The sequence below is a fragment of the Microcystis sp. BLCC-F210 genome (assembly GCF_042134685.1).
GTDB lineage: Bacteria > Cyanobacteriota > Cyanobacteriia > Cyanobacteriales > Microcystaceae > Microcystis > Microcystis aeruginosa_D.
In genome coordinates, this window is the sequence record NZ_CP169647.1 from 4,728,570 (window position 1) to 4,741,276 (window position 12,707).

Sequence of the window (12,707 nt, forward strand, 5' to 3'; positions counted from 1 at the left end):
ATTATACGCTATTTAGATGCTGAACAGCTTAGTAACTTTAAATCGACAGTTGATAAATTAGTTAATAGTCAAGTTACTGATAATTTAGTCGCAACTTCTGAAAAGTTATATTCTACTCATGCTAAGTTATCTCTGACAGTGGAACATATAGACAGTTTAACTAAATTGATGAGTCAAGCAACAGATAGTGTTCATAATACTTTCAAAAGCTTGGTAAGCGTAGAAGCGGAAATTAAAAATTTAGGACAGTCTTCTCTATCAATTCATAAAGAAAGTCAAAATTTAAATATTGTTCTCAATGAAAGGACTGAACAACTACTTATTTCTCTTCAGTCAATCCAAAATAACTTATTAGAAACTACTCACAATATTAACAATAATTCAGTCCAATTAACTGTTTTAGCTGATCGGTTAAGTCGATTAATTTCTCAAGAAGTTGGCCGTAATAATTATCAAGGAGAAATTATTGCTGATAAAAGTCAGCAAACAGTCAGTTATCTCAGAGATATACAAGCCATCTTAACCCAAATTGTCAACCTTAGCAATCAACAGAAAAATTCTTTTTTATCTGAGATGGAAAAAGAAATCAATCAAGTATCTGATAGTATCAAAAAACCATTCTAAGCAATTATGTCTAGACGCACCTACTACCGAGATGAAGATAAATTGGTGGATGTTTATCCCACATTTACCGATTTAATGTCCAATGCTTTCATGATTCTGAGTTTATTTCTCCTCTTGGCACTTTTTCAGTCCTATAATCTCATCAGCAAACTGGAGGAAGCTAACCGAAAACTGCAAACAGCAACCCCGATAGTTATCGATGAAAAATCAGGAAAATTCAAATTTCAGTCGGGAAGTGCTGAATTAAACCCCGCTTTAAAAACCTATATTCGTCAGCGCATTATTCCCGCTATCGAAACCATTACCAAAGACAGAGAAATCGACTTTATTCAAGTAATTGGACACACCGATGGACAGGGAATACAACAGACAAGTAATCTCGATAAAAATATCGAATCGGTTGCCAGCAGAAAACAATCTGTTAAAATGCTAGTACCCGGTTCTAACACTGATTTAGGATTAATGCGCGCTTTAGCAGTAGTGCAAGAAATCGAAAGCACAGGTAAACTCAAAAACGTCAAATTTCGAGCTTTTTCCGCAGGACAGTTATACCTCCCATCGGGTAAATTAGCTGCGGTTAATCGTGACGCAGATGCAAGCAGACGCAGAATTGAAATCCGTTTTATTCCCCCCGGTAGAAAACAATAAGACAAAAAAATTCTAGAAATTTGTTTTTTTATCTTTTGCTTGTTACACTGAGGAAAGAACGAAATTCAAATCAATATCTATGGAACAAAACACTTTAGAGGGGACTTGGGAAGAAATTTTACAGCATAGTGCTAAATTAGCAGGTCAGCGAGTGAGATTGACCATTCTATCTAATCAATCTTCCAATTCTTCCACTCCAGAAACTCTAGACCAAAAATTAAAAGGACGAGTTGGACGAGTTTATTTTCAGCCATCAGATTTATCTGAGCGAGTAGAAGAAGTTTTTACAAATATTTTAGATGATAAAGACTAAACGGGATGGAAATCAACCTTTTGAGGTTGTACCTTAATTATTTTTCATTCCCTATAGGGTGACATCCTCGTATAAATCCCGAAAAGATGCCGTCAGATTAATACTCTGTAAACTAAAACTTTCTTCCTGATAGGTTTGCAGAATCCATAAACCCTGTTCACCCCGTCGAAAAGTTTCTACTCGTTGGTGTTTACTATTGACTAAGACATATTCCTCTAAACTTTCTAGAGTTTGATAATCATTAAATTTATCCCCCCTGTCAAAAGCTTCTGTGGAATCGGAGAGAACTTCGATAATCAATTTAGGAAAACTTTTGTAGGTAGCAGTTTCCCTATCTCTGTCATCACAGGTGACAAGAATATCAGGATAATAAAAGTGATTGCGTTTCTCTAATCTGACTTTCACATCGGCAAAATAAACCCGACAATCGGAACCCCGCAAATGATTACGAATAATTGTGTACATATTCCCCGCAACAATATTATGAGTATCCGTCGTCCCTGCCATGGCGTAAACTTGTCCATCGATATATTCATGTTTAATGGGACTGGTTTCTTCAAACTGAAGATATTCTTCTGGAGTGAGATTATTATAGTTAGATAAAGCAATCATCTTTTTTTCTCCTAACCACAACTATATTAAGTACCTAAGCAAAATTAATTATACATCTAAGCCGTTAGCCTTTTCCGTAATCAGTAAGCAGTATTAAGTAATAGTAGCATTCCCTGATTACTGTTCACCGATAACTGAAAAGTCTCCTCTCTCCGAGTCTCAACTAGGAAATCAACTTTGCAGGACAGATACCTGTTGAAATACTGTCTAGGAGAACCAGCAAAAAGAGCCTCGAATGGTTAATCTATATGCTATTACTCTTGTAACCCCCTATAACTACTGCTATGACAACCCTAATTGACTATTCAAATATTCAATCTTTACCCGAAGTTTGGTCAATAGTTGCCCAACGTTTCCCCAATATTATCGCCCTGCACGATCCCCACAGTAAACCGGAAGTAATTCTCACCTATCGGGAACTTTATCAACAAATTCAGCAATTTGCCGCCGCTTTGCAAGCATTAGGAGTCACAGAAACCGAAAATGTCGCTTTATTTGCCGATAATAGTCCCCGGTGGTTTATTGCCGACCAAGGTTCCATGGCAGCCGGGGCCGCCAATGCGGTACGATCTGCTCAAGCAGATGCCGAGGAATTAGCCTATATTCTCGCTGATAGTGACAGTCAGACGCTGATTGTCGAAAATAAGAAAACTTTAGGCAAATTGCTGGCGAAAATCCCTGAATTGCCCCTAAAATTAATCGTGCTGCTCACCGACGAAGACCCCGCTACTGGGGCGATTTCCGTGCAGACCTTAAATTTCAAGCAACTAATGGCGATCGGGGCTGAGAACACCCTTAAACCCATCACCAAGGGCGAAAATGATCTGGCTACCCTCATCTACACATCGGGGACGACGGGACAACCCAAAGGGGTGATGTTAAGTCACGGTAATCTACTCCATCAGGTACGCAACTTAAATGCTATCTTTCAACCGGATCCTGGGGATCGAGTTCTAAGCATACTACCTTCATGGCATTCCTACGAGCGCAGTTGTGAGTATTTCAGTTTAGCTCAAGGTTGCACCCAGATTTATACCAGTATTCGCACTTTTAAGAACGATTTAAAGCAATTTAGTCCCCAATTAATGGTGGGAGTTCCCCGTCTTTGGGAATCTCTTTACGAAGGTATCCAAAAACAATTTAGTCAACAACCGGCTAAAAAACAGAAATTGGTGCAATTTTTTCTAGAAAAGTCAGAAAAGTACGTTATTGCTAAACGCATCGCTGATAATCTCAGTCTAGATCACCTTCACGCTTCCCCCACAGAAAGACTCAAAGCAAGAATTCAATCTCTCTTACTCTATCCCCTCCATGCCATCGGTGACAAGCTAGTTTATGGCAAAATTCGCCAAGCAGTGGGAAATAAAGTTAAAATCTTCGTTAGTGGTGGTGGTTCCTTAGCTAGACATCTAGATACTTTCTATGAGATTGCGGGAATCCCGATTTTAGTTGGTTATGGACTGACAGAAACTTCTCCCGTCGCTACCGTCCGTCGTATCGATCATAACCTGCGCGGGTCTGCCGGTCGTCCCGTCTTTCAGACAGAAATCTGTATTGTCGATTTACAGAGCAAAGAAGTCTTACCCACAGAAAAACACGGTTTAGTTTTGATTCGTGGTCCGCAGGTGATGCAGGGATACTATAAAAAACCCGAAGCAACCGAAAAAGCGATTTCTCCCGATGGTTGGTTTGATAGCGGTGATATTGGTTGGTTAACCGCTGCTGGGGATTTAGTTTTAACCGGACGGGCCAAAGATACAATTGTTTTGAGCAATGGTGAAAATATCGAACCGCAACCGATTGAAGATGCTTGTTTACGCAGTCCCTTTATCTCCCAAATCATGCTAGTGGGACAGGATCAAAAAGCTTTGGGGGCTTTGATCGTGCCTAATCTTGATATACTGGCTAATTGGGCCCAAGAACAGAAACTATCCTTAAATTTACCCGATCTTCACAGCGATCGCTCAACGATTCTTTCTAGCGATCTCTACAGCAAAAAAGTCTTAGAACTCTACCAACAAGAATTAAAGCGCGAGGTCAGAAATCGGCCCAGTTATCGTACCGATGACCAGATTAAAACCTTCGAGTTAATTTTAGAGCCTTTTTCCCTAGAAAACGGCATGATGACCCAAACTTTAAAGATTAAACGGCCGGTAGTAACGCAACGCTATCGCGATATGATTAACGAGATGTTTGCCAAGTAAATATTTCTGGCAAATATTCTCCAAACCCTTGACAAAAAGACCTTTTTAGGATAAGCAAATCATGGATGACGCACAAACCAGTTTATTACTGAAGCGCCCGGTGACAATTAAAGTAATCGTGACCCCGCGCTGGAAAGAAGAAGCACAACAGCAATTACAAGCACAAATGGTGCAAATTGATGCACAAATTCAACAATTAGAAAGCCAAGGCCAAAGAGCGATCGCAGAAATTCAGCGTCAGAGTCTGATCCCCTTACCCCCTGCGGCTGCCCAACAGATTGATAATATTCAAATCCAAGTCAATCAACAGAAAAGTGAGTTTCTCGAACAAAAAAACCAGTATCTGCAACAATTGCAACAGGTACAACTCTTGGAACTCAATCAAGAAGTCGCCCAAGCACAACTAGAAAGCTTTTTCCGCGTCGAAAAAGGCGATAACTTAGTGGCCAAAATGAATGTAGAACTCCTTCTTAGAGATGGCATCGTCGAAGAGATTCGCGGCGAAATTTAAAGTTAGGGTGAGCAGTTACCCTTCACTGTCAACTTAACCGTTAAAATCGGCAATAGCAGGGGTTTTTATCCCTTGCTAACCGAGAAAACCATCCCCAGCTCACATCACCCCTGACAGGACTTGATCAGACCTGAAAAATATATTAAGATTCCTTATCGATCGCTAGGACAAACTCGCTTATATTGTTCTATAACTTCATCTCTCCATCGACTCACCCTTAATTAGATCCTATAGATATAGAATCTCTATGCTTTCTTTCTTACCCACTATTCTTTTAGCTCAGTCCGCCTCGGTTCTGCCCCAGATAGAGAGGAAATTCATCACCCAATATCAGGAAGTGCGTCAGTTGCCCGGTCAACTGAATGACGTTCTAGTTTTTAATAGCAATAGTCCCGAAATCGTAGAAAAAGAAGGAATTCTCCTTTCTACTTTCCCCGGTAAAGGAAAACGTTATCCCATAGCTCATCTCAATCACCCCCTACAAGGACGTTTTGACGTTTTCACCCACCACATCGCCCGTCAAACCGATCCCATTCGCGATCTACACCAAGGACTGATCGTTACTAATCCCACCTCCAAAAACCTCGTTATCCGCATCCTGCAAGGAGTCAGTTACGTCACCTCGGCCGATGCTCCTTTTGTCGATTTACCCTCTCTGGTGGAAGATCCCAATGGCAGGGTTTTTTCCGGTCCTGGTTCCCGTTTAGCCGGCGATATCATTCGTCGTCGCCATGATAGCCAATTTCCCACCCAGATCGTCATTCCTCCCGGCGAAAGTCGGATGCTCTTCGATCTAGTTATCCCCAGAAGCAGCGCTCGCTCGACTCTGCTGCGTCTCTACAGCGATGGCCCTATCTATATGGCTAATTTAGCCCTCTACGAAGTTCCCCAAAAAGTCAAAATCGAAGATCGGGAAATAGAAAGCTTTCGTCCCCCTACCCTAGAGGAATGGCGTACCCTATTAGTTAGAGGTGATTTAGCCGCTCCTCGCGATTTTCCCCCCACTCCCCCCGATCAATGGTCTCCCGGAAGAAGAAATTTTTATGGTCGCGTGGCTGGAATTTCTGTGGGTTCGGAATGGGCAACCCGCATTGTTGATCCCAAAGGGGGAATTAATCTCACCATTCCTCAACCCGGTCAAGCTTTTGCCTATCCTTTAAGTACGGTGACAGCAGCTACTTTCGGAACCAGACAAATTCAAAGCGCCCCCATGTTAGTGCGTTATCCCGATACGGCTTTCAAAGCCCACGGTAACTACGGTGTTCACTACTATCTGACTTTACCTCTGTATAACAACACTAGCAAAACCCAGGTGGTGGCTTTGACTATTCAAACCCCAATTAAAGAAGACAATTATCTCGATCGCTTGCTATTTGTTGAACCCGTCCAGGGACAGGTATTTTTCCGGGGGGCCGTGCGCGTTACCTATCGTAACGCAATGGGACGCACCGAGGAACGTTTTTTCCATCTCGTTCAACGGGAAGGACAACAGGGAGAAGCTTTAGTACAGATAGAACTTCCCCCCGGCGCCCGACGCGACGTTAATCTCGATTTTCTCTATCCCCCCGATGCCACCCCCCCCCAAGTTTTGAGCGTTAAAACTTTGGAATAGATGGGGTTTCTCGAACAGTTAACGGCTGATTGTCGGTAAAAATAAGTAAGATAAGTAGGTGGGTATTAAAAACTTTCAGATGCCCCCTTAATAAGGGGGATCCCCCCGCCTTCGGCTTCCCCCCTTAATAAGGGGGATCCCCCCGCCTTCGGCTTCCCCCCTTATCAAGGGGGGCTAGGGGGGATCGAACCTAAAATCCATTTTTAATTTAATTATAACCAGCTACTTACACTGATATTAATCTCTCTCTGGGAATTAGCCGATGGATATTAGCAAAACTTGCTTTATTTGCTGCTTATTATCTCAATTGTTGGGCAATGCGGCCGCGAGTTTAGCCGTGACTAAACTCGATTTTGATACCAGTCAACCCCTAAGAAATCAAGTGATTAAATCGGGGAAAATTAAGGTACAAGTTAGCTATCACCCCATCGACATAAACGAGAAAATTGATGACAATTCTGATATTAATAATGTTTCTTATCAAATCTTTTATAACGAGCAACTTTATCAGCAAAATAGCGAGTATAGTGCCTTTGGATCTGGCTATGTGGAATTAAGAGATTTAGATAATAATGGCATCGATGAGATTATCATCTCCACCTATAGCGGCGGCGCTCACTGCTGCACATCTTTGGTAATTTATACTTGGCAAAAAGATAAATTTATTAGAGAAGAAACGGGGTTTTTAGATGGTAGTGGTGGTTCCTTTGAAGATTTAGATGGAGATAATAATTATGAATTTGTCACCGTTGATAATGCTTTTTTATATGCTTTTAGTTCCTACGCCGCCTCTTTTCCTCCCTCGAGAATTTATACTTTTCAACAGGGTAAATTAGCAGATGTCACTAGAAAATATCCCCAAGAATTAAGGAAAACTTTAGCAGCAATGCTGAAAGCTTTTCAGTTAGCTAAAAAAGAAAAAGCTGAAGTTAATGGCATTTTGGCGGGTTATGTGGCACAGAAAATTCTCCTAGGAGAATACGAAGAAGCTTGGCAATTTCTTCTTACTAATTACGATAAAAACTCCGATTGGGGTCTCGATATCCATGGCGAAAATACAGTGATCGGAAAATATCCAGACTTTCCCACTGCTCTGAGAGCTTTTCTACTGAAAAATGGCTATTTATCTGAAAATAAAAACAATAAAAAATAGCAAACGCTGTGAACAACTATGTTAAAGAAAGTTAATTATCTGCGATCGCTATCTTGTTTCCTCGCTACAATCCTCTGGATTAGTCCTCTAGGGATTAACTCTAGTCTCGCTGTCAATGATAATTGTCAACTGTCCGAATCAGAAATCCAACAACAAGAAAATCTGCGTCAAACCTCGCCCCAAGAATATAACATTTTAGTACAGAAATATGCTGAACAATTGCGCTTTTGTCGTTCCCGACACTGGTTACAGGAACAAGCGATCTGGTTACGTCTCTACTCCTGTGATACCCGTCCCGGCTCGATCGAAAGTATCCTCGATCGCATCGTGGCCAAAGGTTATAATAGGGTTTATGTGGAAGTTTTTGCCGATGGTCAAGTCTTATTACCTCCTAACAATAATCCCACCGTTTGGGATAGCGTCATTAAAAATCCCAGTGTTGGAAATGTCGATTTATTAGCACAGGCAATCGAACAGGGACATAAACGCGGTTTAAAAGTTTATGCTTGGTTATTTAGCCTCAATTTTGGCTATGCCTATAGCTTAAAACCCTATCGACAGGAGGTGTTAGCACGCAATGGTAAAGAACAAGATAGCACCTCTTTTGTCGATGATCAATCCCAAACTTTTGTCGATCCCTACAGCAATCAAGCGCGACAGGATTATTTAATTCTCCTAGAAGCCATTTTACAACGTCGTCCCGATGGAGTTTTATTTGATTATATTCGCTATCCCAGAGGAACAGGAGTCGATTCCGTTGCTGATGATGTCAAAGATTTATGGATTTTTAGTCCCGCATCCCGACAAGCTTTAATTAATCGAGGATTGAATAATAAGGGCAAATTTTTAATTGATCGCTATCTGACTCGTGGCAAAATTTCCCCTGATGATATAGTTGAAGCCGATCGCCTTTATCCCCAAGAAACCGCCCCTCTTTGGCAGGGTAGAATCTCCTTAGAAGACGAGATGAAACAATCAGTTAAAAGTCGTTTTGATCGCCTCAAATTAGAACTTTGGTTCCTAGCGGTTGCCCATGCTGCCCAGGGTGTCATTGATTATATTAGTTATTTTTCTGCCCTGGTGGAACGTCAGGGAATTCCCGCCGGAGCAGTGTTTTTTCCCGATGGGAATCGTCTTGTGGGTAATCAAGGTTTTGATTCCCGTTTACAAGCTTGGGATAGTTTTCCCGCTTCCCTAGAATGGCATCCCATGTCCTACGCTAATTGTAACGATACTACCTGTGTAGTTAATCAGATCAAAAGAGTAGTAGAAAGCAGGGGAAATCAAACTCCTGTTATCCCAGCTTTAGCAGGTTTATGGGGACAAACCTATAACAATCGTCCCTCCTTAGAAGTGCAAATGGAAGCGATTCGCATCGCTTTTCCCACCATAGATAGTATCAGTCATTTTGCTTTTTCCTGGCAAGAACCACAATTCGATCGAGTCAGAAGATTTTGTCATAAGTAAGCCCATTTACACCTCCACTTTCACCTCCTCTGTCTCTGTTTGTTCCTGTAGTGGGGTAACTATTAAAGGGGGCAGTCCTGGTTCGGCGGTGTTGAGAGTTGGTGTAATATCGACGTAGTTAATCACCGCCCCTAAAATTTTCACTTCCGCTTCCATTAACTGGTCAGTTGCTTCACTCAAGAGACTAGAACGAGTTATAGCTGGACGAGTTACCAGAATAATCCCGTCTGCTAGTTCTTCTAAGAGCAGTGCATCATTACAACTAGACAGAGAAGGAGTATCGATAATTACTAGATCGAAACGGCCGCGAGAATCTTTGAGAGTTAATTGTAATTCGCTTGATTCAATGATAGCCGCCGCTTGTTTTTGCGGACCGGGACTAGGAAGAATGGAAAGGTTTTCAATATCTGGGGCCAGCCGGATCGATTTACTTTTCGCCCCGTAGTAAAGTAGGGGTTCTGAGAGAGAATTGGGATCAGGCTCGACTCCGATTTCTTCGGCCTTAGAAATACTTCTCAAATCTCCTTCTACTAATAGAGTCCGTCGGCCCGCTAAAGCCGCAGCGATCGCCAAATTGTAGGCAGTGGCGGTTTTTCCCTCTCCACCAGTAATACTGGTGACAATAACCACTTTCACCGTTTCGCCGCCGCCCACAAGTCGCAGGGTACTGCGTAAACGTTCGTAGTAGGGGAGATAATTGGCGTTAGCATCAGCGAGAATCGGATCGATTTCCTCGCCATCTAAATTGCGGACAATGGGCAATTGTCCCAAGAGAAGGATATCCCGACTGACCAAAGCTTCCCGCAATTCTTGGGGACTGTGCAGGCGATCATCAATCACTGCCAATAGGAGAATCGTACCCAATCCAGCTAAAGTTCCCAAACCAGCACCTGCCAAGAGAATCAAGGTACGATTCTTGCGGTTAAACACCTGTTCGATCTGTTGAGCAACCGGCGGTTGGGCAACGGTGAGACTACCCACGGTTTCCGCTTCTGCAGCCTGAGCATCCACCAGAGCATTGAGAATATTCTCGTAGATGCCCCGTTGAAAGGCGACAGCTTGGGTTAAACGAGCTTGCTGTAGCTGTTTATCGGGGAATTTCTCGTATTGGGAGCGTAGTTGCTGTTCCTGACTTACTAAGGATTCTAATTGTTTCATTAAACCCTCGCGCTGGGTTTGCAGGGCGACTAATTGGGCTGCCAGTTGTTGACGGGTGGCGTCGAGATTACTTTGCTGACGGATGCGACTGTTGGGAAGATCGGTCAGGATGCCATCTTTTCCGATCACCTCAGCCGCTCTTTTTTGCAAGAGAGATTCGTTAACTTGCTGTTCTTTGCGTAATTTAACGACGGTGGGATGTTCGGGACGTAAATCCTTCTGTAGTCGCTCCAATTGGGCTTCCGTGCCCAAGATCTGCGCTCGGATACTGGCAATAATCGGGTCAGCACTAAGGGCTGAGGAGGTGTAGGCTTGATCGGGGGTTAAATCGAGTTGTTTACTCAGACTATCAATTTGTCCTTGAATGCCTTGCAGCTCCAAGCGAATTTCTCGCTGTTGCTGTTGACTGCTGGTGATAGCGGCGAATAAACTCCCGTCTTGAATCGCCAATAAATCTGAACCCTGGGTACTAATGTAGCGATAAAATTTTTCTTCGGCTCTGGTTAAATCTTTTTGGACTTCGTTAAGTCGAACACTGAGAGCTTCTATGCGGGCGCGTAACTGGGAAGTATTAAGCCAGCGACTGTATTCCACCATTTCCTTCATCAAGGTTTCGAGAATTAACTCTGCCTTGGCCTGGGAGTCGGCTGTTAACTCTAAAAGTACCTCTTGGGGTTGGTTGCTATTATTTTTTTGTCCCTCTACTTCTCCGGGGAAGGTGATTTTTAAATCCCGATCGCGAATTTTAACCATCTGTCCTGGATTAAATTGCAGTTTTTGGGCTGTATTGACCAATACCCGGGGAGACAGCAGCAAATCGCGGTCAATAGCCCGCCCTTGTTCTTGCAGTTGGGTTCCTGTGCTGGTAAAAGCTGGCGGCGGCACCCGGTAGGCTAATTGTCCCACTGCCCGATAAAAGCTGGGGGGTTTCTCAGGATCGGGTAGGAGCGCAAAGATCACAGAACCGCCCAAACAGACGAAGAAGACGAATGTTCCCACAAATTTGTTCTGATCTAGCGAGATGAAAAATCGTTTAACAATTGGTAGAGCCATAGCTTTTTAATATATTCCCAGATTTTTTACATTTTAGCGGTCAAGAGTGATTCTCGCCCTTGAAATCCTAGCTTAGGAAGTGGTGTTAAGGAGCGAGTTGCCTGTGAATTATTGGAAGTTATCGAATTGATTGCTAATGTCGAGGATTGTATTGGTAAAACTGGTAATATCCCGGATAGGTTGGGTAATAATATTAAAAGCGGCGAAAATTTTCCCTAATAGTGTCCGAGTGACGATAATCACGTCCTGATCTTCTAAGGGAACATTTTGGGATATATCTCCCCTAACTGCCGCTATCGGACTCAAAGTTTGACTAACAATTCCCCCTTTGGCACTGTCAAAACGTAGTAGGGACACTTCATTGACATTAATCCGCAGGCGATCGGAAACTGGCAAGCTAGCCACCACATCGAGGAAGGTACTGCCATTAGGAATTGAAACATTTCTTAGGGCAATTCCCGAAGGAACTAGGGGAGCTAAAACCCTGATGGTGATATTCTGCTGAGTGAGGGTGGTTTTAGCCACCAGTGTGCGATTATATCCCGTTTCTTGGCCTACTTCTAACTTGGAAACAATCACGGCATCACCCCCTTGCAGACGCATATCTGGCAAGCGGTCTCCCTTAATCAAGGGAGTATAAAGGTCAAGTTTTTCCTCCAATACTGTACCATCGAATAAAACCCGACGGACAACGATCGAACGCAGATCGGCTCTGGAAGTGCCACCCCCTGCTGCTAAAAGTACCTGCGCTAGGGAAGTATTGGGAGCAATACTATAAAACCCCGGTCGCTGTACCTCTCCCATAATGGTTAACTGGACGGGACGAGCGCTAGTTAAAACAGCAATGACGTCCGGTTTCTCCCGCAGATATTTTCGACCCAATTCGAGGCTAATTTTAGTTTGCACTTCGTCTAAAGTCAAGCCGATCACCGGAATACGCCCTAAAATCGGTACTAGAAAATTACCATCTGGGTCCACCGGCCCTGCGGAATTAAATTCGGGAAAATCAGGAACCGAGACAGTAATTTGATCGCCTATGTCGAGTCGATAGGTCTGAATTTGTCGGGATTGGCGATTATTGGGAGAGTAAACTGGTGGACTGTAGCCAGCGGGGGGAATTGTGTTTTCGGGAAAGGTGGGATTAGGGGGTTGGGGGGGCAAAAATTCTAACCCGGCTCCGGGTTGAGTCTGGGGTATGGACAAAGGACCCTGAGCTTTGAGTCTCTCGGAGGGAATTACCCATAATAACCCTGTCAGACTCAACCCGGATAAGGTCATGGCCCCAGTTCTGAATAAACTAACTGGCAAAAACTTGTTGAGCATTGGTGGAATCATACAGATGTATCAATTTA

At 43.1% G+C, this 12,707-nt stretch carries 11 protein-coding genes; 8 read left to right on the plus strand and 3 right to left on the minus strand.

From position 1 onward, the window contains the following. The first annotated feature begins 168 nt into the window (after window positions 1-168). The 3 genes from ACE3JL_RS23045 (at window position 169) to ACE3JL_RS23055 (ending at window position 1,585) form a co-directional block, all read left to right on the plus strand. Window positions 169-624, plus strand: a complete 456-nt coding sequence (locus ACE3JL_RS23045; RefSeq protein WP_375328476.1) for a hypothetical protein — start codon at window positions 169-171, stop codon at window positions 622-624. 6 nt (window positions 625-630) lie between these two features. After that, entirely contained in the window at window positions 631-1,272 is a 642-nt protein-coding gene (locus ACE3JL_RS23050) for a hypothetical protein (protein ID WP_375328477.1), read from the plus strand. A 79-nt stretch (window positions 1,273-1,351) separates the two neighbouring features. Then, on the plus strand, window positions 1,352-1,585 hold the full coding sequence (locus tag ACE3JL_RS23055; RefSeq protein WP_193959311.1) for a hypothetical protein: 234 nt from the start codon (window positions 1,352-1,354) through the stop codon (window positions 1,583-1,585). Window positions 1,586-1,636: 51 nt separating this feature from the next. On the opposite strand, the gene ACE3JL_RS23060 is transcribed toward ACE3JL_RS23055, so the two are convergent. Next, on the minus strand, window positions 1,637-2,197 hold the full coding sequence (locus tag ACE3JL_RS23060) for a Uma2 family endonuclease (protein WP_375328478.1): 561 nt from the start codon (window positions 2,195-2,197) through the stop codon (window positions 1,637-1,639). A gap of 284 nt (window positions 2,198-2,481) precedes the next feature. Here ACE3JL_RS23060 and ACE3JL_RS23065 point away from each other — a divergent pair, with 284 nt between their 5' ends. The 5 genes from ACE3JL_RS23065 (at window position 2,482) to ACE3JL_RS23085 (ending at window position 9,144) form a co-directional block, all read left to right on the plus strand. Next, the gene (locus ACE3JL_RS23065) at window positions 2,482-4,401 is read left to right on the plus strand and encodes a long-chain fatty acid--CoA ligase (protein WP_375328479.1); all 1,920 of its coding nucleotides are present in this window, start codon (window positions 2,482-2,484) and stop codon (window positions 4,399-4,401) included. Between the two features lie 61 nt (window positions 4,402-4,462). Then, window positions 4,463-4,912, plus strand: a complete 450-nt coding sequence (locus ACE3JL_RS23070) for a YlqD family protein (RefSeq protein ID WP_271988586.1) — start codon at window positions 4,463-4,465, stop codon at window positions 4,910-4,912. A 247-nt stretch (window positions 4,913-5,159) separates the two neighbouring features. Then, window positions 5,160-6,524 carry a DUF3370 domain-containing protein gene (locus ACE3JL_RS23075; RefSeq protein WP_375328480.1) on the plus strand — a complete coding sequence of 455 codons (1,365 nt, stop codon included), beginning with the start codon at window positions 5,160-5,162 and terminating at the stop codon, window positions 6,522-6,524. Window positions 6,525-6,786: 262 nt separating this feature from the next. Then, the gene (locus tag ACE3JL_RS23080) at window positions 6,787-7,677 is read left to right on the plus strand and encodes a hypothetical protein (protein ID WP_375328481.1); all 891 of its coding nucleotides are present in this window, start codon (window positions 6,787-6,789) and stop codon (window positions 7,675-7,677) included. A gap of 18 nt (window positions 7,678-7,695) precedes the next feature. After that, window positions 7,696-9,144 (plus strand): family 10 glycosylhydrolase, encoded by a 1,449-nt coding sequence (locus ACE3JL_RS23085; protein ID WP_375328482.1) that lies wholly within the window; start codon window positions 7,696-7,698, stop codon window positions 9,142-9,144. 6 nt (window positions 9,145-9,150) lie between these two features. Here the strand turns inward: ACE3JL_RS23085 and ACE3JL_RS23090 are convergent, their stop codons facing one another. Together ACE3JL_RS23090 and ACE3JL_RS23095 are read right to left on the minus strand one after the other, a co-directional pair. Beyond that, window positions 9,151-11,355 carry a tyrosine-protein kinase domain-containing protein gene (locus tag ACE3JL_RS23090; RefSeq protein ID WP_271988581.1) on the minus strand — a complete coding sequence of 735 codons (2,205 nt, stop codon included), beginning with the start codon at window positions 11,353-11,355 and terminating at the stop codon, window positions 9,151-9,153. A 108-nt stretch (window positions 11,356-11,463) separates the two neighbouring features. Continuing rightward, the gene (locus ACE3JL_RS23095; protein ID WP_375328483.1) at window positions 11,464-12,678 is read right to left on the minus strand and encodes a polysaccharide biosynthesis/export family protein; all 1,215 of its coding nucleotides are present in this window, start codon (window positions 12,676-12,678) and stop codon (window positions 11,464-11,466) included. Window positions 12,679-12,707: the final 29 nt, after the last annotated feature.